General features: G+C 64.6%; 14 protein-coding genes. 8 read left to right on the top strand and 6 right to left on the bottom strand.

Annotated features, from left to right (window positions below; all coding sequences use genetic code 11):
• Positions 1-41 precede the first annotated feature (41 nt).
• Together AC4PWQ_RS00805 and AC4PWQ_RS00800 are read left to right on the top strand one after the other, a co-directional pair.
• On the top strand, positions 42-1,586 hold the full coding sequence (locus tag AC4PWQ_RS00805) for an MFS transporter (RefSeq protein ID WP_492089494.1): 1,545 nt from the start codon (positions 42-44) through the stop codon (positions 1,584-1,586).
• Positions 1,587-1,784: 198 nt separating this feature from the next.
• Entirely contained in the window at positions 1,785-3,257 is a 1,473-nt protein-coding gene (locus AC4PWQ_RS00800; protein WP_492089493.1) for a glycoside hydrolase family 1 protein, read from the top strand.
• Between the two features lie 21 nt (positions 3,258-3,278).
• Here AC4PWQ_RS00800 and AC4PWQ_RS00795 read toward each other — a convergent pair whose 3' ends face one another.
• The gene (locus tag AC4PWQ_RS00795; protein WP_492089492.1) at positions 3,279-4,199 is read right to left on the bottom strand and encodes an EamA family transporter; all 921 of its coding nucleotides are present in this window, start codon (positions 4,197-4,199) and stop codon (positions 3,279-3,281) included.
• 356 nt (positions 4,200-4,555) lie between these two features.
• Here AC4PWQ_RS00795 and AC4PWQ_RS00790 point away from each other — a divergent pair, with 356 nt between their 5' ends.
• The 4 genes from AC4PWQ_RS00790 (at position 4,556) to AC4PWQ_RS00775 (ending at position 13,301) form a co-directional block, all read left to right on the top strand.
• A complete protein-coding gene (locus tag AC4PWQ_RS00790; RefSeq protein ID WP_492089491.1) occupies positions 4,556-5,143 on the top strand; it encodes a PIN domain-containing protein in 588 nt (195 codons plus the stop codon).
• A complete protein-coding gene (locus AC4PWQ_RS00785; RefSeq protein WP_492089490.1) occupies positions 5,140-6,525 on the top strand; it encodes a hypothetical protein in 1,386 nt (461 codons plus the stop codon). Before AC4PWQ_RS00790 ends, AC4PWQ_RS00785 begins: the two co-directional genes overlap by 4 nt.
• 91 nt (positions 6,526-6,616) lie before the next feature.
• Positions 6,617-8,302: an AAA family ATPase gene (locus AC4PWQ_RS00780; protein ID WP_492089489.1), complete on the top strand. Its 1,686-nt coding sequence runs from the start codon at positions 6,617-6,619 to the stop codon at positions 8,300-8,302.
• Between the two features lie 124 nt (positions 8,303-8,426).
• Complete coding sequence (locus AC4PWQ_RS00775) at positions 8,427-13,301, top strand: tetratricopeptide repeat protein (protein WP_492089488.1); 4,875 nt, start codon at positions 8,427-8,429, stop codon at positions 13,299-13,301.
• Between the two features lie 107 nt (positions 13,302-13,408).
• Here the strand turns inward: AC4PWQ_RS00775 and AC4PWQ_RS00770 are convergent, their stop codons facing one another.
• Positions 13,409-13,843 carry a DUF5663 domain-containing protein gene (locus AC4PWQ_RS00770; RefSeq protein ID WP_492089487.1) on the bottom strand — a complete coding sequence of 145 codons (435 nt, stop codon included), beginning with the start codon at positions 13,841-13,843 and terminating at the stop codon, positions 13,409-13,411.
• A 287-nt stretch (positions 13,844-14,130) separates the two neighbouring features.
• Between AC4PWQ_RS00770 and AC4PWQ_RS00765 the strand changes: the two genes are divergently transcribed.
• Positions 14,131-15,930, top strand: a complete 1,800-nt coding sequence (locus tag AC4PWQ_RS00765) for a tetratricopeptide repeat protein (protein WP_492089486.1) — start codon at positions 14,131-14,133, stop codon at positions 15,928-15,930.
• 33 nt (positions 15,931-15,963) lie between these two features.
• Here the strand turns inward: AC4PWQ_RS00765 and AC4PWQ_RS00760 are convergent, their stop codons facing one another.
• The 3 genes from AC4PWQ_RS00760 to AC4PWQ_RS00750 form a co-directional block, all read right to left on the bottom strand.
• Positions 15,964-18,387 (bottom strand): type IV secretory system conjugative DNA transfer family protein, encoded by a 2,424-nt coding sequence (locus AC4PWQ_RS00760; RefSeq protein WP_492089485.1) that lies wholly within the window; start codon positions 18,385-18,387, stop codon positions 15,964-15,966.
• Positions 18,388-18,815: 428 nt separating this feature from the next.
• Positions 18,816-20,003 (bottom strand): hypothetical protein, encoded by a 1,188-nt coding sequence (locus AC4PWQ_RS00755; RefSeq protein WP_492089484.1) that lies wholly within the window; start codon positions 20,001-20,003, stop codon positions 18,816-18,818.
• A 26-nt stretch (positions 20,004-20,029) separates the two neighbouring features.
• Complete coding sequence (locus AC4PWQ_RS00750) at positions 20,030-20,725, bottom strand: hypothetical protein (protein WP_492089483.1); 696 nt, start codon at positions 20,723-20,725, stop codon at positions 20,030-20,032.
• Positions 20,726-20,874: 149 nt separating this feature from the next.
• Here AC4PWQ_RS00750 and AC4PWQ_RS00745 point away from each other — a divergent pair, with 149 nt between their 5' ends.
• Positions 20,875-22,053: an OmpA family protein gene (locus tag AC4PWQ_RS00745; RefSeq protein WP_492089482.1), complete on the top strand. Its 1,179-nt coding sequence runs from the start codon at positions 20,875-20,877 to the stop codon at positions 22,051-22,053.
• A gap of 79 nt (positions 22,054-22,132) precedes the next feature.
• Here the strand turns inward: AC4PWQ_RS00745 and AC4PWQ_RS00740 are convergent, their stop codons facing one another.
• On the bottom strand, positions 22,133-23,980 hold the full coding sequence (locus AC4PWQ_RS00740; RefSeq protein ID WP_492089481.1) for a tetratricopeptide repeat protein: 1,848 nt from the start codon (positions 23,978-23,980) through the stop codon (positions 22,133-22,135).
• Positions 23,981-24,291 lie beyond the last annotated feature (311 nt).

Here is a 24,291-nt window from a genome sequence, read left to right as displayed (position 1 = left end):
CCTAGAACCCTGGGCGGCTTCTCGATGAGAAAGCACAATTCGTGTCCACCTCCACTTCGCCCCTTGCCCCCACGAGTTCTCCCGCGCCACCCCAGGCACTGAGCCAGCGCCGCCGCTGGGCCGCCCTGGCCGTGCTGATGCTGCCGGTGCTGCTGATCAGCGTGGACAACACGGTGCTCGCCTTTGCCGTCCCGGCGATCAGCGCCGCTCTAGAGCCGACGGGCGTGCAGCTGCTGTGGATGACGGACATCTACTCCCTGGTACTAGCCGGGCTCTTGGTGCCGATGGGCTCGCTGGGTGACCGCATCGGGCGCCGCCGCGTGCTGCTGATCGGCGCCACCGGCTTCGCCGCGATCTCCGCGGCCGCCGCCTTCGCGCCCTCCCCCGGCTGGCTGGTAGCCGCCCGGGCCACCCTGGGCGTATTCGGCGCGATGCTGATGCCCGCCACCCTGTCCCTGATCCGCAACATCTTTACCGAGCCGGGCGAGCGTCGCCTAGCAATCGCGGTGTGGGCGTCGGGCTTCAGCGCGGGTGCCGCGCTGGGACCCATCGTGGGCGGTTTCCTGCTGCAGCACTTTGACTGGGGCTCGGTATTCCTGCTGGCCGTGCCCGTGCTCGTTCCGCTCCTGCTGGCCGCGCCGCTCCTGGTGCCGGAATCTCGGGACCCGAACCCGGGCCCGATGGACCTGGTGGGCATGCTGTTGATCCTGGCCGGCATGGCGTCCCTGGTGTGGACCATCAAGGAGGCCAGCCACGGCAACATGGGGGCGCTGACCTGGCTCCTGGCGGTCGTTTCGCCGCTGCTGCTGGCCTTGTTCGCGCGCCGGATGCTGCGCCGCGACAACCCGATGTTGGACGTCCGGCTTTTCGCTAACCCGGTGTTCACCGGCGCGATCGTGTCCAACCTGCTGGCTACGTTCGCGATCGTCGGCTTCCTGTTCTTCATCTCTCAACACCTGCAGCTGGTTACAGGAATGGCGCCCATGCAGGCGGGATTGTTCCTGCTGCCGGGCATGATCACCTGCATCGTGGCTGGGATCGTGGTGGTGCGTTTTACTCGCTTTGCCCGCCCGGCCACGCTGGTGGCGGCCGGTAATGCGTTCTCCCTGCTGGGCTACCTGCTGGTGTTAACGAACAACTGGGTGCACACCGACGTGGTGCTGCTGATCGGCTTCATCTCCATCAACATCGGTGTGGGCGTAGCTGAGACCATCTCCAACGACCTGATCATGTCCTCCGTGCCACCCACCAAGGCGGGCGCCGCCTCCGCGATCAGCGAGGCCGCCTACGAGGTCGGGGTGCTGCTGGGCGCGGCGATCCTGGGCTCGATCCTGACTGCCACGTACTCGGCCCGCGTGCAGGTTCCCGCCGGCCTTTCCCCGGAGCTGGAACGCGCGGCCACGGAGACTCTGGGTGGCGCCACCACGGTGGCACAGTCCCTGGAGCCGGCCGCCGCGCAGGCCCTGCTGGACTCGGCGCGCACTGCCTTTGACTCCGGTGTGGTCTTTACTGCCGCGCTGGCCGCCGTGGTGATGGCCGCTTCCGTGGTCATGGCCGCCCGCACCATGCGCTCGGCCCGCTACTGACCTCTTAAGGCCGACGACGCCCCACCCACGCCCCCTCAGTCGTCTCGCCCCGCTCCCCGGTCACAGTCCTGCGCCGGGCCGGCCAAAGGATTTCCTTGCCACAACTCGGTCCTGCCCTCGCCCGGTCCGCGTCTCCCGGTTCCCGCCGCTGCGGGCCCAGGCCGGGGTAGCGTGGCAGTCCAAGGAGAGGAGCACGCCATGACCGTCCCCAGCGCAGGCTCAACGCCCCAGGATCACGCCCCCGCTCACCAGCCGCCGCGACAGGCAGCGCCCCACCCGTTCCCGCCCGGCTTCCTGTGGGGCGGAGCGGTGGCCGCCAACCAAATCGAAGGCGGGTGGAACGTCGGCGGTAAAGGCCCCTCCATCCAAGACGTGCTGCCTGGGGGGATAACAGCGCCGCGCACCGCCACCCCGACCGCAGACAACCTGAAGCAGGTGGGCATCGACTTCTACCACCGCTACCGGGAGGACATCGAGCTCTTTGCGCGGCTCGGCTTCAAGGTGCTGCGCTTTTCCATCGCCTGGTCGCGGCTCTTTCCACGCGGAGATGAGGACGCACCCAACGAGGAGGGGGTGGCCTTCTATGCGGCCGTGCTGGACGAGCTGGAGCGCCACGGCATTGAGCCGCTGGTGACGTTGTCGCACTACGAGACCCCGCTGCACCTAGCCGAGCACTACGGCGGCTGGGCGAACCGGGCCATGATCGGTTTCTACGAGCGCTTCGCCCGTACCTGCTTCGAGCGTTTCGGAGCCCGCGTGAAGTACTGGCTCACCTTCAACGAGATCAACTCGATGCTGCACTTCCCGTTCCTGGCCGGGATAGACAAGCCCGCCGACCAGGTGGGGCAGGCGGAGATCTACCAGGCCGCCCACCACATGCTGGTGGCCTCCGCGCGCGTCACCGCCCTAGCCCACGAGATGCTCCCCGGCGCGAAAGTGGGCTGCATGCTGCTGGCCGCCCCGGTCTACCCGCTCACCCCGGACCCGGCAGACGTGTGGGCCGCGCTGGACTCAGAGCGGCGCAGCACCTTCTTCGGGGACGTGCACGTGCGCGGCCACTACCCGGGCTACGCGCTGCGCTTCCTGCGGGAAAACGGCATCAACCTGGAAATCACCGAGCAGGACCGGGCCGACCTGCACCACACCGTGGACTTCGTTTCGTTCAGCTACTACATGACCCTGTGCGAATCGGCCGCGCCCCGGCAGGAAGCGATGGTGGCCGGCAACGTGCTGCCCGGCGTGGAGAACCCCACCCTGGCGGCAAGCCAGTGGGGATGGCAGATCGACCCCGTGGGCCTGCGGGTGGTGCTCAACCAGTACTGGGACCGGTGGCAAAAGCCCCTGTTCATCGTGGAAAACGGGCTCGGCGCGGTGGACCGGCTGGTGGAGGAGGACGGGCGCCTCACCGTCCACGACGACTACCGCATCGACTACCTGCGCGCCCACCTGCAGCAGGTGGCCCGGGCCATCGCCGACGGGGTGGAGGTGCTGGGCTACACCGCGTGGGGCCCGATCGACCTGGTCAGCTTCTCCACCGCCCAGATGTCCAAGCGCTACGGCTTCATCTACGTGGACCGCAACGACGACGGCTCCGGCACCCTGGACCGCTACCCCAAACGCTCCTTTGAGTGGTTCCGCCGCGTGATCGCCAGCAACGGCGCCGAGCTGTAGGGGGTGCGCGGGCAGGCGCGGCTAGGCCTCACGGGCAGCCAAGCGCTGGGAGCCGACGCCGGCCACCACCACGAAGGCCATGCCCACCAGGGGCACCGGGCCGGGGATCTGTTGCAGCACCACCGCGCCTGCCAGGGCCGCCACGGCGGGTTCCAAGGCCATGAAGGTGCCAAAGGCCAGCGTGTTCATGCGGCGAAGAGCCACCAGCTCCAGCACGAACGGGATGAGCGGGACCAACAGGGCGATCCCTAGGCTCTGCCACACCACGGTCCAGGTTAGGCCCGGCAGTGCCTGGCCCACGCCCGGCACGGCCGCCACCGCCGCTGCGATGGGCACGGTCAGGGCCAGGCCGGACAGGCCCGCGTAGCGGTCCCCCACGCGCTGGGTCAGCACAATGTATCCGGCCCACCCGGCGGCGGCCGCCAGGGCGAGCAGGACGCCCAGGGCGTCCACGCTGGCCCGCCACGGCTCCTGCAGCAGCATCACCCCCGCCAGGGCCAGGGCGGGCCACATTAGGGCCCTCACGCCCACGCCACGGATCGCCCGCCAGGCGGCCACCCCCAGCGGGCCCAGGAACTCGATCGCCACCGCCGTGCCCAGGGGCAGGCGGGCAGCTGCGGCCAGGAAGCAGGTGGTCATCAGGCCGGTGGACAGGCCCAGCCCCAGCAGGAGGGGCAGGTCGGCGCGGCGCAGGGAGCGCAGCTTGGGCGGGGAGAGCAGCACGAAGAACAGAGCGCCGGCGCTCAGGCGCAGCCAGGCGGCCCCCGCCGGCCCCACCTCGTCGATCAGCGTGACCGTGAGGGCCGAGCCCATCTGCACCGAGAAGATCGCCCCCAGCACCAGCAGCCAGGCCGGCACGCGCCGGCCCGGGGCGGCGCGGCCGAGCGATGGGCGGTGCGGGGGCGGAACGTCGGCGAAAGAACCGGTGGGGCGGGCGGGCATCAGGCCATTTTGCCACCCCGGTGGCCGGACCACTTGGCGGACCGGACCACTTGGCGGGCCGGGCCACTTGGCGGGCCGGGCGTGGCCGGTGGGGTTGGGCGAGGCCGGTGGGGTTGGGCCAGAGCGAGGCGGGCGGCGCCTACCCCGGCCCGCGATAGACACCTAGGTACTTGGGGCCAACAGGCATGTTCAACGTGGCTGCCCCATGGCCAGGGCTACTGGTTTCAGCCTTGCTCTGTTGGAGGCACCCCACTTCTAGGTAGCCCCTCCAACACCCTCAGTTGGGAAGAGTCGTTTTAGCACCGCTCCCACAGGACGAACGGGAATAAGCCCGGACGTGCTGAAGGAGGCCACTCATGGAGTCGTTGACAAGGACTGGTGGAGCCCGTCGGGGGCGGGCGATCCACCTTTTGGACCCGGAGAACCTGGTTGGTGGTGGAGAGGCGGTCCCCGAGGACTTCCTCCGGATGGTGAATACGTATATCGACAACGTCGGGGTCGAGCAGGACGATCTGGTTGTTCTGGGGATGTCGCCTTGGTTCGGCTCCAGGCTGCTGGGAGTGCTCGCGGCGCTGCCGTGGACGCTGCGGTTCCGCTCTGGCAAGAACGGCGGGGAAATGGCGGCCATCGATGCGGTGGACATCGACTATCTGGCCAAGCACTTCCAGTACCTCGTCATTGGCTCGGGCGATCACGCTTTTGCCGCGCTGGCGTCGCGCGCCTGCGCCTTGGGAATGACCGTGTGGCAGGTCAGCGGGCGCGGAACGACGAGCAGGCGGCTTCGGGAGGTGACGAGCGTGCACACCCAGCTCGAGCTCGGAGCTCGCCGGGTCGGCGCCGCAGCCGGTCTTGCCGTCCGAGACGGCTGGGACAGGAAAGAGATTAAGCACCACTCCCACCGGGTACGCGGGTTTCCGCTCCTCACCGAAAGGAACTGGTCATGACCACCTCATCGAAGATCCACACCCACCTTCACCTCAGTGAAGACCGCTCCTCGACCGCCGGCAAGCGTCAAGCATACACCGATCAGGACTCAGCCGATGCCATGCAGAGGTGCTATGACTCTATCACGGGAAGGGTGTACCACACTGTTGGTTGGGACGCGTCCGGCCTGGCAGGTGCCACGGTCGTCCCCTTGAGCAAGGACAGCTATGTCCAGGAGGTCATCCTCCACTTAGCACGCATCGCCCATTCGTGCACCGAGGTGAATCGAAGCTGTCTGCGCCACCACACTGCTGAGCGTCCGCTCACCAAGGCCTGCATGCCGCAGGGAACCAGCGCCCTGGGAGCATGGAGTCCGGAGACGTCACCGGAGGCGATGCTGCCGACGGATCATGACGCTTCCGCAGACGAGGATGCGGAGCTCGTCGCGCAATTGTCGGCGCTGTACTGCGCCGAGTGCATCTCGATCGTCTGGGATGTCTTGTTTGGGTTTGAGGACGGTGGGCGTTACGTCAAGGGTGTAATCCCTGTCCTCAACCGCCTCGGTGAGAAGAGCCCGGGCAAGTGCCAGTCGCTGGCTGAGCTGAGGGCCACGATCAACAACGTGGCCATCGACCAGCACCGTGCTCGCCTCGTCTCTGCCGGGCTGCCGGCCAAGCCTGCGGCCGCCGTCTCCAGTCTCCACCTGTCCGACCCCGTCATCGAGAGGATCGTGACGGACTACTTCACGGCCCGGTTGGCCTCAGGCTGCTCTCACCAGGAGGGCATCGACAGCGCGGCGCAGGAACTGCTTGCCCGCACCCCTGAGAGCACTGCCGAGGGCGCGCACAGGGCGATCACGGCCGCGATCGCCCGGGCCAAGAACGAGGTCGGCGAGCAGCGTTGGCACAGCACAATCACGGACGCCATCATCACCCGGGCTGCGGCCAACCCCGTCCACCTGGACTACAGCCCCGTCACGAGTGATGACGACGACGCAACCTCGGGGTATGACCTTGTGGACTCCCAGGCTGCCTGCCTCATCGGCGCAGAGCCAGTCAAGGACCCGACGGTCAACCCCAGGCGACAGAACAGCTCGCATGCTACTGACAGGCAGGAGCTGGCCATCTTCACCCAGGAGTTGGACCAGGCCCTGGCCAACCCAGCCAACAGCGGCCTGAGCCGTATTCAGGTCGCGATCGATGTCCTCGTGGCCCTCGCCCAGGAGGACTCCATCACCGACCTGATGAGCGCGCCCTTCCAGGACCTCGACGAGGGCGAGAGCACCGGTGAGCGTGTACGTCAACTTCTTCGGACCAGCCCGCAGGCCCTCGATACCCTTCACACGCTGCTCCAGGAACGCGACCGCCAGGCAAACACCAAGCGCAACTCACATCAGTGCTGAGACGAGCGGGCCACCCACCCCATCGGCGCCGTAGAACGCGCACGTTCACCGCCCCCGGGGAGGGCAACTGCTCGCGTCCGTCAATACAGTTGTGAACGCGCACGCTACGACTAGTGTGCTGCCCTCCGCCCAGAAGGCGGAGGGCAGCACACCCCAGGATCAGCCCCTACCGACATGGACCAGGGAGGTCCTCTCGCACCTGCTGGCTAAGGACCCGCTCCCGGTCTACGTCATCGCCCCGGCCCAGGACATCGCCGACGTCTCAACCCCACTTACCGCTGCCCTACGCAGGTACACGCCCCGCTGGCGGCATGCACCCACCCGGGTGCGAGTGGTGGTCGAACCCACACGGCTCAAAGAGCTGCTGCGCGAGCCCCTGGCCTCGCAGCAACCAGCCCACAAAGAGGTTCTGATGGTCCTGGACCGCCACCCCGATCCTGCGCTGTCGGAAGTGCAGGGACTGGCTCAGCGCGCTGCGAACTGTCTGCAAGCACCTTTGGTGGTCGTTGTACCTTCCCCCGCCTGGGCACAGATCGAGGAAAATGAGCGCCCGGCGGCGCTACTGCCGGGTGCGGTCCTGGTTGACGCCCGTCCTCAGCCAGGCAGTCCCGAGCTCGTGTCCGCACTTAGTGAGGAAGCCCGAAGCCTGTCTGCCTTCCACTCGGTGACCATCCCGGAGTCCACGGTCCTGGCTGCGGCCTTGGCGCCACCGGAGGAGGAGGGATGCTCACAGCCGCTGTTGGGCAGGCGCCTGCTGGACCGGTGGGCCACGTGGACAGTTCTCGACGGCGACGACTGCGTCCGTCCTCGAGTCGCCAGCCAGCCCTCGCGCGCTCATTCGATATGCCCCATTGACGAGCAGGTCATGACGAGCCTACTGCGTTCGGAGGTGGTCGGGCAGGATGAGCCCTGCGCGGCCCTTGCCCGGCACGTGGTGCTGGGGCGCTCAGGGATGCGCCTGGAGTCGCAGCGGCCACGCTCAGCCGTGATGTTGGCCGGTTCGACTGGTACCGGCAAGACGTTGCTGGCACAGACGTTGGTCAACGCTCTGCGTAAGCACGGCCAGTATGAGACCCACCTGATCCGCGTGGACATGGGGTCACTAACCTCGGGACACCTGTCCTCCTCTTTGCTCGGCGCACCGCCGGGATATGTGGGCTCAGACAACCGGGAGCAATGGCTGACGTCACGCATCGCACGCACGCCGTCGGCCGTGCTGCTGCTCGACGAGGTGGACAAGGCCGATCCCGTACTGCGCGATGCCCTGTTGCTCGAGCTGCTCGGCAACGGCACGCTCACCGACTACTCGGGCAGAACAGTCGATGCCACGAGCCTGGACGTCATCCTGACCGCGAACACAGGCGCGCAAGCACTTACCCGCGTACACACGGGCTTTGGTGAGGGGGAAGATCGCACAGGTGCTGCTCACGCCGAGGTTCGCCGCATGCTGCCCCCAGAGGTGTTCAACCGCCTCGACGAGGTCATCATCATGCACCCCTTCGACCGGGCTCGGATGACAACGCTGCTCCACCGGATGCTCGAACGCTTCGAAGAAGTCAGCCAAGCAGCCGGCTACCACGTAAGCGTTCAGGAGGACGTAGTCCGTTGGCTGGTGACCAGGGCATTGGCACATCCCGACGGCGCGCGCAGGCTCCAGCGGGAGGTCGAGCGACACCTGGTGGTGCCGCTACTGGGCTGGGAACCCGGGTGTTACCGTGCGGCAATGACTGCGGGAACACTCCAGATCCTTCCCGAGGCTGCCGGCACACTGAATTAAGAGTCGCAGCCCCCTGAGCTCGTCGTGCACGGGGAGCCCGGTATCATCACGACTGGTATCCTCCTCCCCCGCAGGCCGACGTCGGCTCCCCCAGCCTCCCGGCCGTTACAGACAGGAGCCGGTTATGGCCGACGACCTCGCCCCAGTCTCCGACGATACGGCCCGAGCCACTGCGCAGGCATTGTTCCGAGAGGCCATTGACGCGCTCCAGCAAGGTAACAACGCTACCGCGCTCGACCACTTCGAGGCCGCACAGGCCGTCTACGCCGCCCTACCTAACACCCAGCGCCAACAGGCCAACTGCCTGTATTTCTCAGGCAACGCGCTGCGCAACTTGGGCCAGTACACCGGCGCTCTCGAGCGATTCGAGGCCGCCCTTGCCCTCTACACCACCATCCCTAACACCCAACTCGAACAAGCCATCTGTCTCTACGACGCAGGCATCGCGCTGCGCAACCTGGGCCAGTACCCCGGCGCTCTCGAGCGATTCGACGCCGCCCACACCCTCTACACCACCGTCGACAACACCCAACGCGACCAAGCCAACTGCCTGTACCTCTCAGGCAACACGCTGCGCAACTTGGGCCAGCACACCGAAGCCGTCGAGCGCTACGACGCCGCCCTTGCCCTCTGCACCCCCCTCCCTAACACCCAACGCCAACAAGCCATCTGCCTCTACGGTGCAGGCCTCGCGCTGCGCAACTTGGGCCAGCACACCGGCGCTCTCAAGCGATTCGACGCCGCCTTTGCCCTCTACACCACCCTCGACAACACCCAACGCCACCAAGCCAACTGCCTGTTCAACGCAGGCAACGCGCTGCGCAACTTGGGCCAGTACACCGAAGCCGTCGAGCGCTACGACGCCGCCCACACCCTCTACACCACCCTCCCCAACACCCAACTCGACCAAGCTGACTGCCTCTACGGTGCAGGCAACGCGCTGCACAACTTGGGCCAGCACACCGAAGCCGTCGAGCGCTACGACGCCGCCCACACCCTCTACACCACCATCCCTAACACCCAACGCGACCAAGCCAACTGCCTATACCTCTCAGGCAACACGCTCTACACCTTGGGCCAGCACACCGAAGCCGTCGAGCGCTACGACGCCGCCCACACCCTCTACACCACCCTCCCCAACACCCAACGCGACCAAGCCAACTGCCTATACCTCTCAGGCAACACGCTCTACACCTTGGGCCAGCACACCGAAGCCGTCGAGCGCTACGACGCCGCCCACACCCTCTACACCACCATCCCTAACACCCAACGCCAACAAGCCAAATGCCTGCTCAACGCAGGCCTCGCGCTAGCAGACTTGGACCAGCACGCCACTGCACTCGAGCGATTCGACGCCGCCCACACCCTCTACACCACCCTCCCCAACACCCAACACGACCAAGCCAACTGCCTATACCTCTCAGGCAACACGCTCTACACCTTGGGCCAGCACGCCACTGCACTCGAGCGCTACGACGCCGCCCACACCCTCTACACCACCATCCCTAACACCCAACGCCAACAAGCCATCTGCCTCTACGACGCAGGCATCGCACTACGCAAATTGGGCCAACACACCGAAGCTCTCAAGCGCTACGACGCCGCCCACACCCTCTACACCACCATCCCTAACACCCAACGCGACCAAGCCAACTGCCTCTACGACGCAGGCAACGCGCTGCGCGAATTGGGCCAGTACACCACTGCACTCGAGCGCTACGACGCCGCCCTTGCCCTCTACACCACCCTCCCCAACACCCAACGCCAACAAGCCAACTGCCTGCTCAACGCAGGCCTCGCACTAGCAGACTTGGACCAGCACGCCACTGCACTCGAGCGATTCGACGCCGCCCTTGCCCTCTACACCACCATCCCTAACACCCAACGCGACCAAGCCATCTGCCTCTACGACGCAGGCATCGCGCTGCGCGAATTGGGCCAGTACACCGGCGCTCTCGAGCGCTACGACGCCGCCCTTGCCCTCTACACCACCCTCCCCAACACCCAACTCGCCCAAGCCATCTGTCTCTACGACGCAGGCATCGCGCTGCGCGAATTGGGCCAGTACACCGGCGCTCTCGAGCGCTACGACGCCGCCCTTGCCCTCTACACCACCCTCCCCAACACCCAACGCCAACAAGCCGACTGCATCTACGGTGCAGGCCGCGCACTGCGCGAATTGGGCCAGTACACCGGCGCTCTCGAGCGCTACGACGCCGCCCTTGCCCTCTACACCACCCTCCCCAACACCCAACACGACCAAGCTGACTGCCTCTACGGTGCAGGCAACGCGCTGTACAAATTGGGCCAACACACCGAAGCCGTCGAGCGATTCGACGCCGCCCTTGCCCTCTACACCACCCTCGATAACACCCAACGCCAACAAGCCAACTGCCTGCTCAGCGCGGGCGTCACACTAGCAGGCTTGGGTCAACACCCCGAAGCTCTCGACCACTTCGAGGCCGCCCTAACCCTCTACACCACCCTCGACAACACCCAACACGACCAAGCCAACTGCCTGTATCTCTCAGGCGTCGCACTAGCAGACTTGGGTCAACACCCCGAAGCCGTCGAGCGCTACGACGCCGCCCTAACCCTCTACACCACCCTCGACAACACCCAACGCGAACAGGCCATCTGCCTGTATTTCTCAGGCGTCGCACTAGCAGACTTGGGGCAGCACACCGAAGCTCTCGACCACTTCGAGGCCGCCCTAACCCTCTACACCGCCCTCGACAACACCCAACACGACCAAGCCAACTGCCTGTATCTCTCAGGCATCACACTAGAGAACTTGGGCCAACACACCGAAGCAGTCAAGCGCTACGACGCCGCCCACACCCTCTACACCACCATCCCTAACACCCAACGCGAACAGGCCATCTGCCTGTATCTCTCAGGCGTCGCACTAGCAGACTTGGGCCAACACACCGAAGCAGTCAAGCGCTACGACGCCGCCCTTGCCCTCTACACCACCCTCGATAACACCCAACGCCAACAAGCCAACTGCCTCTACGGTGCAGGCATCGCACTGCGCAACTTGGGCCAGCACACCGAAGCACTCGAACGCTACGACGCCGCCATCGCTATCTACACCACCCTCGACAACACCCAACGCCAACAAGCTGACTGCCTGTTCAACACAGGCAACGCACTGCGCAACCTGAGCCAACACACCGAAGCCGTCGAGCGCTACGACGCCGCCCACACCCTCTACACCACCCTCCCCAACACCCAACGCCAACAAGCCAACTGCCAGTTCAACACAGGCAACGCACTGCGCAACCTGGGCCAACACACCGAAGCCGTCGAGCGCTACGACGCCGCCCACACCCTCTACACCACCCTCGACAACACCCAACGCGACCAAGCCAACTGCCAGTTCAACGCGGGCCTCGCACTAGCGGACATGGGCCAACACACCGAAGCCGTCGAGCGCTACGACGCCGCCCACACCCTCTACACCACCCTCGACAACACCCAACACGACCAAGCCAACTGCCAGTTCAACGCAGGCAACGCACTACGCAACCTGGGCCAACACACCGAAGCCGTCGAGCGCTACGACGCCGCCCACACCCTCTACACCACCCTCGACAACACCCAACACGACCAAGCTGACTGCCTCTACGGTGCAGGCCACGCACTACGCAACCTGGGCCAACACACCGAAGCCGTCGAGCGCTACGACGCCGCCCACACCCTCTACACCACCCTCGACAACACCCAACACGACCAAGCCAACTGCCAGTTCAACGCAGGCATCGCACTACGCAACTTGGGCCAGTACCCCGGCGCTCTCAAGCGCTACGACGCCGCCCACACCCTCTACACCACCCTCGACAACACCCAACTCCAACAAGCCAACTGCCTGCTCGACACAGGCATTGTGCTGGCTGGCTTAGGCCAGCACACCGAAGCTCTCAAGCACTACGACGCCGCCCTAGCCATCTACACCACCCTCGACAACACCCAACTCGACCAAGCCAACTGCCAGTTCAACGCAGGCATCGCACTCTACAACCTGGGCCAGCACACAGAAGCTCTCAAGCACTACGACGCTGCATTGGCCCTCTACACCACCCTCCCCAACACCCAACTCGACCAAGCCAATTGCCTCTACGCCCGCAGCCTCTCTGCGGCAGCCAACGACACAGAACAGACCGACATAGGTGCATTGATCCGCAGTTATCAAGATGCGTTGGACACCCTCCAAAATGAGCCCGGAACCGAAGCCATGCAGGCATCCTTGATGCTTAAGCTCAGCAGTCTGTACTTGGGTAAAGACGTACCAGAGGAGGCACTTTCCTTCGCAAGCCAAGCCGATAAATTAGCCCGCAACATCGGAAACGAAGATCTCGTCACCAATACCACTTTTTTGTGCGCATTGGTGTTAACCGAGATCGCTGCCTCTCGTGAGGATGAACAGGAAAAGACGGAGCTTCTTGAGCAGAGCCTGGCTCTGGCCTTAAAGGCGGCACTGTGGATGGACCAGGCCAGGTTCCGCCTCGCTAAACCCAGCCAACGCGAAGCCTGGATCCACAACAAAGCTGAGAACGTGATGGACCTGGCCATCAAGCTGGCGGGAGATCTTGGCCGCGCCGAACTGGTCTCCGACCTCATCGCCTCCTGGCGCACCGTCGGCGTCCTCGACCTCAAAATCAACACCCACACCCCCAGCCCCAAAGACCTCAAGGCCAACGCACTCCTTGGCCCGCAATTGCCACTCTTAGCCGACATAGCACCCACCCCATGGCCAGACGCCACCCTGCCGACACACTCCAACACCCCACAAACCGATACTCACGCTGACTCTCCCGCCCTAGCTGCAGCACCACCCATCGGCTCACAGACAGCCATGTCAGGCACCGACCTACCCCGCAGACCTGGCCCACGCCTAGTCATGCCCCACCACCGCACCGCCCTCAACTCCCACAACACCAGCCTGCCCACCACCCCCAACCCTGCCCCCACACCCATCCACGCGAACTACCGCTAAGAACATCCTCGGACCTGGCTCCTGACACGTGAGAGTGCCAAGCACAGAACCACTCGCCGCCATGACAACGAAACGTGCCCCTCTAGGACACCACCGACCCAAAAGCATCACGAGTCGGGTCTAATTGGGGGATGTGTGACCCCTACCCGAGCGGCTACCACCTCAGCATGCAGTACAGCGGCGACTGCCTGCCCGGTCTCCTCGACCACCTCAGCCATTGTCTCCATGACGATCTGCGGGTAGTTCGGGCAGTGCTTGGCCACCCAAATGGCTGAGTCGACCTCCCCTTTCTCCGGGTCGTTGAGGATGTTCTCGAACTCTTCTATCTCTGCGTCGGCCAGTGGAGCGGACAAACGCTTGCCCACCCGTAGCTCCATCTCGCTGTAGACCTGCGCCGTCAGGACGCGCATTTCATCCTCGCTGAGCCGCATGATCTCCCGAGGCGTCAGCCTCTTCGCCAGTTCCCTGCGCAGAAACTCGAGGAGGTTCTCCGGATTCGCCTGCATGATGTTGCCTCGTTTCTCGCTCTTGCCCCACCCCATGCCGGACTGCTGCGGGCACGCTTGTTATGACGGACGGCTCCACCACTTGCCTTCGTCATCGGAGGATTTCCTAACCGTCCTCTGCGCTCGGGTGTGGCTCTTCATCCAGGCGTCAACGAAGAACCTGTCGACCACGGTAGACGACAACGCGAGCGCAACAGCCTTGCTCAGCGGCGCCCCGGCTCCCTTCAAACCGGAGCCCGGTATCATCACGACTGGTATCCTCCGCCCCCGCAGGCCGACGTCGACTCCCCCAGCCTCCCGGCCGTTACAGACAGGAGCCGGTTATGGCCGACGACGTCTCCCAAGCCTCCGAAGACATGGCCCTCGTCATTGCGCAGGCATTGTTCCAAGAGGCCATTAGCGCGCTCCAGCAAGGTGACAACGCCACCGCGCTCAACCACTTCAATACCGCACAGGCCCTATACAGCAACATTGAAGGCACCGGACGCCAACAGGGCCTCTGCCTGTACCTCTCGGGCGTCACACTGGGCAACTTGGGCCAATACCTCGAAGCGGTCGAGCGTTTCGAGTCCGCCCTAGCCCTCTACACCACCATCCCTAACACCCAGCACCAACAGGCCAACTGCCTTTATCTCTCAGGCAACGCGCTGGGCAACTTGGGCCAACACGGCGAAGCTCTCGAGCAATTCGACGCCGCCCACACCCTCTACACCGCCCTCGACAACACCCAACGCGACCAAGCCAACTGCCAGTTCAACGCAGGCAACGCACTAGCGGACATGGGCCAACACACCGAAGCCGTCGAGCGCTACGACGCCGCCCACACCCTCTACACCACCCTCGACAACACCCAACACGACCAAGCCAACTGCCAGTTCAACGCAGGCATCGCACTACGCAACTTGGGCCAGTACACCGAAGCACTCAAGCGCTACGACGCCGCCCACACCCTCTACACCACCCTCGACAACACCAAACGCGACCAAGCTGACTGCCTCTACGACGCAGGCATCGCACTACGCAACTTGGGCCAACACGGCGAAGCTCTCGAGCAATTCGACGCCGCCCACACCCTCTACACCACCCTCGACAACACCCAACGCCAACAAGCCAACTGCCTGCTCAACACAGGCCTCGCACTCTACTACCTGGGCCAACACGGCGAAGCTCTCAAGCGCTACGACGCTGCATTGGCCCTCTACACCACCATCCCTAACACCCAGCTCGACCAAGCCAATTGCCTCTACGCCCGCAGCCTCTCTGCGGCAGCCAGCGACACAGAACAGACCGACATAGGTGCATTGATCCGCAGTTATCAGGATGCGTTCGACGCCCTCCAAGATGAACCCGGAACCGAAGCCATGCAGGCATCCTTGATGCTTAAGCTCAGCAGTCTGTACTCGAGCAAAGACTCACCAGAGGAGGCACTTTCCTTCGCAAGCCAAGCCGATAAATTAGCCCGCAACAGCGAAAACGAAGAGCTCGTCACCTATATCACTTATTTGCGCGCATTGGCATTATCCTGGGCGGCTGCCTCTCGTGAGGATGAACGGAAAGCGGTCGAGCTTCTTGAGGAGAGCCTGGCTCTGGCCTTAAAGGCGGCACTGTGGATGGACCAGGCCAGGTTCCGCCTCGCTAAACCCAGCCAACGCGAAGCCTGGATCCACAACCGGGCTGAGGACGTGATGGACCTGGCCATCATGCTGGCGGGATATCTTGGCCGCGCCGAACTGGTCTCCGACCTCATCGCCTCCTGGCGCACCGTCGGCGTCCTCGACCTCAAAATCAACACCCACACCCCCAGCCCCAAAGACCTCAAGGCCAACGCACTCCTTGGCCCGCAATTGCCACTCTTAGCCGACATAGCACCCACCCCATGGCCAGACGCCACCCTGCCGACACACTCCAACACCCCACAAACCGATACTCACGCTGACTCTCCCGCCCTAGCTGCAGCACCACCCATCGGCTCACAGACAGCCATGTCAGGCACCGACCTACCCCGCAGACCTGGCCCACGCCTAGTCATGCCCCACCACCGCACCGCCCTCAACTCCCACAACACCAGCCTGCCCACCACCCCCAACCCTGCCCCCACACCCATCCACGCAAACTACCGCTAAGAGCGCACCCTGAGAACCCGGATGCCGGACACGTCACTTGGGTTCCTCCGCTGGGTACTTCCCGGCCTCCTGCCCCACCGGCGCCTTGCCCGCCTGGGCTGACTGCTCTGTAAGGGCGCGCTCTCTACGCCAGGCGTCGATCACGTCGATTGTCTGCTGTGTCAAGGCGCGCCGTTCCTGCAAGTCGTGGCCCGCCGGATTCGTCTGCTGCGCCCGGGCGCGCACTTCGAGCCAGTTTTCGAGGAAGGACGTGCCGGTCGCACTGGTCGACGGGGTGATGTTGCTTCTGCGGATGACGGTTTCCAGGTCCTCACCGGTGAGGGGGCGCACCTTCCCCAAGGCGCCCAGGCGCCTCCGGAAGCTGGCCTCGGCCTGCTGCGCTCGGACGTCAGCGGCCCCCGGGTTGTCCCGCTCGGCAGCGCTCACGCGCTCGTTGTGGTCAACCCGCAGGGTGAAAGCTTGGGTCTGCCCGGCCGGAGTTGCCAGCGTCGTGGCTGCGCGCATGTTGGGCAGGCGGCTGAGCGAGCCGCCTGCCCAGGTGCCGATCCGCTCTGCCACCCGCGGCGCGTCCTGCAGGGAAGAGCGCAACGCCACGACGCTGGATGCGTTGGCCTCGAGGGCCGCCGCCAGCCCCGGGCTGAGTTGGCCCATGTGCTGGTGGGCCAGCAGCAGGCTTATGCCGAACTTACGTCCCTCAGCGAGCATTTCGGGCAGCCCGCCGGCGGAGAACAGCTGCACTTCGTCCACAGCAACGAGGTGCGGCAGCTCCCAGTCATGCCGCTCTCCCATTGCCATCGCGTGCTCCAGCAGCCAGGTCATCCCGATGAACTGGGCTTGCGCAGCCCCAATCCGGGGCGCCGCCAGGTCGATCAGCAGCACGTCACCACGACGCATCACCTCGGCGACGTCGATCATCTCCATTCCCGAGCCCATGACGTTTCGCATGAGACGCGAACGGATGAGCTGGTCGAACTTGGAGGTCACCCATGCCAGCACGTCGTTGAACTCGGCGGATTTGTTCTCCACCAGCTCTGACGTCAGCGCCCGGGCCAGGTTGTGGTCCTTGGCGTTGACCGCGCGAGCCACCGAACGCACCCGCTCCCGGTCGAGCAGGACCTCGGGGACCAGGCTGATGGTGGCGCGGTCGCCCAGGAGCAGATGGAGAGCGTCCATGACCTGGCGGAATAGCCGTTCGAAGCGCGGCCCTATGATGCCCTGGCGCTGCGGGTCGTAGATGGCGTATAGCATCTCAAGGACCTCTGCCGTGACGAGGTCGTGGTCTCGCCCTGAGAAGGGATTGATGGGAACTGGGTGGTCCAGATCCCCGACCCGCACCACGTGCAACTGGCGCCCCTCGGGCAGAACCAGCTCACGCAGCAGCCGGTCAACCTGGGGGCCGTGCGGGTCGATCACTGTGACGCCCATGCCCTTCCGCACGCACTCGCCGATGACGGCCGCAGTGAGGGTCGTCTTGCCGGATCCCGAGGCTCCCATGACGTGCATGTGCTGAGTGGTCTGGGTCACGCTGATCGTGACATCGACCTCTCGCCCGGTTGAGTCCAGTCCCGTCCCCAGGCGGATCCCGTCTTCGGGCAGTGCTTCGGCAAGCGGGACGTCGGCAATCGTGGAGGTGGCGCATGGCATACCGATCACCTCGGCCACCTCGCCCGCCACCGGCACGCGCACCAGCCCCTGGGCCATTCCGCGCGGTACTGCGTGTCCCTGGAGGAATCCGTCTTCTCCGAGCCAGAGCCGACGGCGATTATACGGCCCGTCCACCGGCACAAGTGTGAGGTCACTGGCCAATCCGTCCAAGATGGCGGCGAGCCGAGCTGGGAGGGAGTTGCCGTCGTGGACACCCACCAGCACCCGCATGCGTACTGGCACGCCCAGGTAACGCATGGTGGCCTCGAGGGAGGCACGTCCCTCCGTGCGCAGGAGCGTGTCCTCTAACATGAGCCGCTCGACCTCGCTGGCCGGCCCCATGTGCACCCGCATGCTGCCACCCGTTGATCGCAGCACCCGCACCAGCGGAATCCCAGAGGTCACCATCTGGTTGGGCCAGGTAGTCAGGGCCCGTCCCGCCACTGAGTCGCTGTTTCCGACGGCGTTGTCGAGTACCAGCAGCGGTGCTCCGTCCGATCCCTCCGGGCCCGGCAACGGGGAGGGCATAAAGCGGGGCCGGATGGCCGCCTCCGCCACCACTTCGCACATCACCGCCGGTACCTGAAACGACGGCTTAGCCCCCGTCGTGTCCTCCTTCCAGGAGTGGGCTGTCTCAGAACACCACTGCAGGTCCTCACCGAAGGTCGGTCCAGCACCATTGACCTCGACACTCACCGTCACCTCGCCATCGCGTTCAGCCTCGAGTGTCAAGGTGACCACCGCCTGTGGCGGCTGCTCGGCAACAACTGCAAGCAGCCGCGCGGTCACCATGTCGGCAACACGTTCGGGCATCGCCTGACGGGTGAGTCCTTCAAGGACAAACGTCCTCCGCAACTGCCTTTCCGGGCCGGGCCCACTCACTTCGTGCGAGTTCATGTTCTCCTCCTTGGGGGTCAGGCTGGTCCTTCCACCCACACAGAGCGGTGCTAATCCAGCCCTGCCCGTTGCCTTGTTGGTGGTTGCCAGTTGAAGGAGTGCCGGTAGGCGGGCCGATGCCCGGGCAGGAGGTGAAGCACCCGCCCGGGCATCGCCGCCGGTTCTACACCAGCCAGAAGGCCCGGTGCTCGGGACACACGAGGCCGACACCACAGTGGGGGCAGCCGACGCGCCAGTCGCCTCGGCACGACGGGCACCGGACGAGGGTGTTCTCACAGTAGCGGCACTGCCCGGCAGGCTTGCCTCCCCCCGTGGCCCACTGCCAGAACGTCACCCACCACATCTCAGCGCTCCGCCTGAGAAGCGCGCCGCTCAGTGGCATCGAGGCGAATGTCCATGGCAGTCGTCAATTCTGGTGAACCAGACGCCTGCAGGTAGGTGCACACGTAGGTGTCCTGGGCGTCCTCAACCACTCGATCGATGAGATCTCTTTCGAGCTCAGGGCGCTCTTGAGCGCTCCTTGCGCGCATACGAGCAACCTCCATCCTCTCGGGCAGGTCGGGGTGCTTGCTCTCGAGGAGCTGCTCTTTACGCTTGGCCTTGGCAAGCCTGCGAAGGGCCTGGTGGTAGGCCTTGGCCTCTGGCGAGTCAAGGAGCTCGATGAGGGCGATGGTCAGGGGGAAGGCGATCTGCATCGCCGTGAGCCCAACAAAGGAGGATACTCGCAGCAAAGTGGGCCCCGACGGCGAGGCAGCACCCGACGGCCCGAGCCCCGAGACGTCAGTCGTACTCAAGGTCACTGCGGCTTCGCGCAGGACGGTGAGCATGATTGCAACCGACACCAGCACACTAAGGAAGCCCACCAACGCCACCCACTTAGCCGGGTTACGGTCCTGGAAAGCGTGCACAACCTGACCCGCACCAGCGAAGAGTATGATGGCCACAGCCACAGCAATCACGTAGGTCTCCAGAGCCGACAGGGCGAAGAAGCTAAGACCTAAGTAGTTGAGCTGGATCTCACCAGCAAAAGCCAGAGCGACAAGGCCCATGACCACGTAGCGCCGGAAGGCGTAGCCCCCCTGCTCCACCCTGGCGGTCGCGGACGCACCAACGCCAGCAACACACACTGCCTTCGCCTCCTGGGCCTCAGCCTCCGCCTGGGCAGTGCGCTCCTGCGCCCGGCGCTGCTGACGGGAGCACGCCTCGATCGCGCCGATAATGCTTTGCTGGTTGAGGTAATCGTCATTCGCACGGATCGTGGCCTCGGAGGCCTTGACCTTCCCCCAGCTGTCGAGCCGACTGAGATACGCCAACTCTCGCGAGCCCGTACTCAACGAGTCGGCGTCATGGACCGGGCGGGAGGCGTCAGCAATCGCCTGCTGCTCGGCGACCGCCACAAAGTCAGCGTGGTTGACCGGCGAAGTAGGCGCCTGGGCCGTCAGGGTGGTTGCGTCGTCGAGGTGAAGTGTCATGTCATCGTCATTGGGCGTGGGGCGGGTCTTCCCTGCCGGGGAACGCCAGAATGGTTTCATGTTTTCCTCCTTCAATATGGGCGCATTCACTGGCCACTAGCTGGGTCCAGGGCAGGATCGCGAAAGGCCATCCACGACCACGAGAGCACTTCGACGTCGTCGGTAATGCGCGGGTGCAGGAAGGGCAGGTCGTCCCGGAACCAGGCGACCGACGGCTCACAGACGGGCACTGGGGCGCTGATCGCTGGCCGCCGTCCAAGAAAGATCCGCGACCACCACGGGCCCCGCTCCATACCGCGACGGTAGGCGGCGATGCGCGAGGTACCGATCGCGGCGAGCTCCCGGACCAGATCCCTGGCCTGGTCATGGAGGAAACGCCGGGTCTCCAGGGAGGAGGACAGGCGGTCGCGAGCTGCCCGCAGCTCGGCGGCGTCCGCCTCGGCCCTGGCCGCCGCAGCACGCTGGGACCGCAGGAAGCGATAGGCCTCCAGCGAGGTTCCACCACCATCCGACGACATCGGTCCATCCGACGACGGTGCGGGTGGCGCGCCCCGCGAACGGATGCGCTCGGCATCAACAGCGATAGACGCGTCGATTCCGGCGACATTGTCAGCCAGCTCCTGAGAGACGACCTGGATGGCCGCCGCAGTACGGTTGGTCTCCGAAATAATCCACGGAGTGGTTCCGTCATCGCGGACCAGCATCCGGTAGTCCCGCCGGCCCTGGCGCTCCGCCTGCGCAAGGTTGGGCGCACCCCTGAAGCGGTCACTGGGAGCGCTCATGCCCAGCCGGGTGCGCTGCTGGGTCGTGACGCTTGAGACATGTGCGTTGATCATGTGCTTTCAGACGGATGGACACGAACCAACCTGACCAACCAGCGGCCAACCAACACCCTGCGGCGGACCTGCCGCCCCCATCCGTCAAAAGCCGCATGACACACAACAAGGGCGCACGACGCCTCAGCACATACTGGTCCACTCTCCTTGCTCTCGCCCTGGGCAGCGCCACGCTGGCTGCCTGCGACAACGGCTCCACGATGGCCTTCAACCCCGACCAGCGAACCGCATTCGTCTACTCAACCCGAGCCAACCAGCCCGCCTTGGACGTCTGGCAGCCCTCCGTGCTGGACAACGAGATCCTCAACGTCGTTGAGACCAACGGCACGGTGACCTTCCACTCCACCGACGGCGAGCCCACCACCGTCAAAATGCTGTCACTGAAAACCCGCACGTCCAACTCCACGGTCAACAAGCAGGACCGCATCGCTCACGCCACGAGCATCCGCGAGAACCTAGCCGCCTCGATAGCTGACTCTCCCGAGACTGATGTGCTCGCCGCCCTCGCGGACGCCGCCGACCAGGTGCGCGGCAGCGCCAACCCCACCATCGTCGTCATCGACAGTGGCTTGTCGACCATCGGCTCTGTGTCACTACTCCAAACTGATCTGCTGGCCACCAACGCCGACGTCCCCGCCTCCGTGGAGACCATGGCTACCGCACACCTGCTACCCGACCTGACCGGAATCCACGTCCGTTGGTACGGCATGGGCAACACGACCTCCCCCCAAGAGCGCCTGGACGAGGCCGCCCAGTACCGTCTTTCCCAGATCTGGCATACAGTGATCGACCGCGCAGGCGGGACCCTTGAGCTCGTCACTCAGGCCCTGCCGACAACCACCTCAACTACCCTCACTCTGCCCAAGGTGACCCCCATCGACCCCTCGCCGACATCTATCGGCGGCCTCACGGTCAGCCTGCCCGAGTCTGTGCTTCCTTTCATCGCCGATGAGGCAACATTTCTAGACCCCCAGGCCGCCGAAGTCACGGTAGCCTCCATCGCGCAACAGATCACCGCCTCGGCCGCCACCAGCACCATCGTCACCGGGTGCACAGCGAACGCTGGCACCCCCGAGGGGCGCGCCGCCCTCAGCATCAGCCGCGCTCAAGCGGTTGCAGACCTGCTCATTGCCAACGGCGTGCCCTCCGACACGATCACCGTTGAAGGCAAGGGGGCCCAATGCCCTGGACGCGTCAACGACATCGACGACACCGGCTCCCTCATCGAGGCAGCGGCCCGTGCCAACAGGGTGGTCACCATCAAGGCGCACTGACCCAATAGATCACAGCCCTCAACCACAGTGGCGCCCGGTGGGACAATCCACCGGGCGCCACCACTTTCCCTCACCCACATCACCGGTAGCGGCTGACTACGGGGAAGGCATGCAGATGAGTGCCTGTATCGTCTTCGTAGTATCGGTAGTCACCTAGTGCTAGACGGCTGCGGAAGGGAAGTAACAGGTGCGGCCCGGCTGAGCGCCGCAGCCACGCTGTTGAACCAGTCGGTCTGCCTGATCCGGCAGCCAGGCTCGTCGGCAGCATCGTCGCTCCGGCCTCGGACACTAGGAGGGCCCAGGCACCGTAGGGCCACGGGTGGGCATTCGACGTGGGGTTGGATACTTCCTGCAAGCCGGACACTGTGCCGGCCATGCGCCAGGTCGCAACGAGCTCGCCGATGAGTGCGGCGTCGCCGACCTCAGACGCAATCAGCAACGCCAAGTCCATGGAAGGTTGAGCCACACGAGTGATCCACAGCATCCTGCTTTCCTCGTCCGGAAACTGAAAACGGCGACGCTCCGCGTCCCTTGCTGCACCCACCGAGAGAGCCAGAGCACGCCGCAGTAGATTCACACCTTCAGGGGCTTTGCCTGCATCGTGGGCCAAGCGGAGATTTGCCTTTGCCTCCTCGTAGTCGACGATCCCGGTCTCGAACCGCATCCCCAGTTCCTCGAACCGTCTGCGGGCCTGTGTGAATAGTGCTGTGGCTTCGGAATACCTCCCCTGGTCCGCAACGGTGACAGCCAGGTTCAACACCGTTAGCGCCCAATTGTCGATGCCAACCTCAGAGCTTTCGAACTCCTGGAGGGCTCGGCGATACCCTGTCTCTGCATCGGCGAGCCGATCCTGATCCTTCAATGCGTTAGCCAGGTTGAGCCAGATCACTCCAGCCAAAAGCTGCTGAGTCTCGTCCTCATCAATAAGAGCCAGAGCCTCGCGACATAGGTCCTCGGCTCGTGAAGGACAATCCTGATAACGTTGAATCGAAGCGAGATTCATCATCGTCCGCGCACGCTCCACGGCAGGAATCCCTAGATTCGCATAGTCGTGAAGCACCTGCGTGAATAGTTCCTCAGATTCCTCCCAGCGCCCTTGCTCCATGGTTGTCAGGGCTAGATTCTGCAGAGTGTAGGCTCGGTTGAAGCCTGAGCCCTCGACCTGCTCAAAAATCCGCAGCGCGTGGCGGTGGGATAGTTCCGAGTCTGAGAGCCTGCCAATCTTTCGATACGCGTTCCCAAGGTTCCCCAGTGCGCAGGCACGGCTGTACTCTGCCCCCTCAACGCCCCCCAAGTGGTTCAGCGCACATAGTAACGAGTCAACGGAGACACCGAGGTCTCCTTTCTCCATCTCAATGACACCAAGACTCGTGAACGCTCGCCCAAGATCTTCCTCGCAACCATCGGTGTGAGCTAAGGTGTCCAAACTCTCCCGGCAGTAGTGCTCCGCTTCGTCAAGACGCCTCTGTTCCGCGAGAGCATCGGCGAGGCGCAACGCAGTACGGGCGCGCTCAAGATCGCTTCCAGGAAGCTCCTTAAGAACATCAATAGCATCTCGAAGAACTGATTCCGCCTGAAGCACACATTCCTCATCGAGAAGAATGCCGGCAAGATTCGTCAGGATTCCCACTCGGTCCCGCAGGCAACGTGCACGATCGCCGGGATGGCGGCTCTCGTAGCTGGCTAGGGCATCAAGTGCCCTTTCGTAGCGGTCCCTGGCCTCGTCGTGTTTATCGAGCACGGCGAGGCTCAGGGCATGATTGGCCAGGCATTGGGCGTACTCGATGGGCACATGAGCACGGTCGACCTGCGTGAACGCCTCCAAGGCCCGCCGGTATGAGTCGACGGCCTCCGAGTACCTCATAGAGTCGACGTTCTCGTTGCCCTGCTCGAACAGCTGCATCGCGCGAGCGAGCGTCTCGCTCACAGGAGGTGAGAGTGCCATAACGTCGTCCTTAGCGTCCTGTCGGCATGCGTGTATTGCGGAGGGACGCCGACGATGGCGATCCGCAAACGATTGTCCCACCGACCCGTCACACAAGCAGGTTCCGTGCTCGGCACATTCTCGTGTCAGGAGTCAGGCTCAGGTACGCAGCCCGTCGTCAGACCCGCTCCGCCGCCGCTGGCATACGCGCCTCGACAGTCTCCATCCGTCAATAGAAGTGTCAGAGGAAATCAGAGGTTAGCGGAGGGAGGGCTCACGATGGCTACCTGCAAATGCATATGCGCATGGTGCAA

Source organism: Buchananella sp. 103232, assembly GCF_058725725.1.
This window is presented reverse-complemented; position numbering and strand designations above follow the sequence as displayed.

Excerpts from the sequence above, each read along its gene's own strand:
- AC4PWQ_RS00800 (WP_492089493.1), top strand. The coding sequence starts at position 1,785 with ATGACCGTCCCCAGCGCAGGCTCAACGCCCCAGGATCACGCCCCCGCT.
- AC4PWQ_RS00795 (WP_492089492.1), bottom strand. The coding sequence starts at position 4,199 with ATGCCCGCCCGCCCCACCGGTTCTTTCGCCGACGTTCCGCCCCCGCAC.
- AC4PWQ_RS00790 (WP_492089491.1), top strand. The coding sequence starts at position 4,556 with ATGGAGTCGTTGACAAGGACTGGTGGAGCCCGTCGGGGGCGGGCGATC.
- AC4PWQ_RS00785 (WP_492089490.1), top strand. The coding sequence starts at position 5,140 with ATGACCACCTCATCGAAGATCCACACCCACCTTCACCTCAGTGAAGAC.
- AC4PWQ_RS00775 (WP_492089488.1), top strand. The coding sequence starts at position 8,427 with ATGGCCGACGACCTCGCCCCAGTCTCCGACGATACGGCCCGAGCCACT.
- AC4PWQ_RS00770 (WP_492089487.1), bottom strand. The coding sequence starts at position 13,843 with ATGGGGTGGGGCAAGAGCGAGAAACGAGGCAACATCATGCAGGCGAAT.
- AC4PWQ_RS00765 (WP_492089486.1), top strand. The coding sequence starts at position 14,131 with ATGGCCGACGACGTCTCCCAAGCCTCCGAAGACATGGCCCTCGTCATT.
- AC4PWQ_RS00760 (WP_492089485.1), bottom strand. The coding sequence starts at position 18,387 with ATGCCCGAACGTGTTGCCGACATGGTGACCGCGCGGCTGCTTGCAGTT.
- AC4PWQ_RS00755 (WP_492089484.1), bottom strand. The coding sequence starts at position 20,003 with ATGAAACCATTCTGGCGTTCCCCGGCAGGGAAGACCCGCCCCACGCCC.
- AC4PWQ_RS00750 (WP_492089483.1), bottom strand. The coding sequence starts at position 20,725 with ATGAGCGCTCCCAGTGACCGCTTCAGGGGTGCGCCCAACCTTGCGCAG.
- AC4PWQ_RS00745 (WP_492089482.1), top strand. The coding sequence starts at position 20,875 with ATGACACACAACAAGGGCGCACGACGCCTCAGCACATACTGGTCCACT.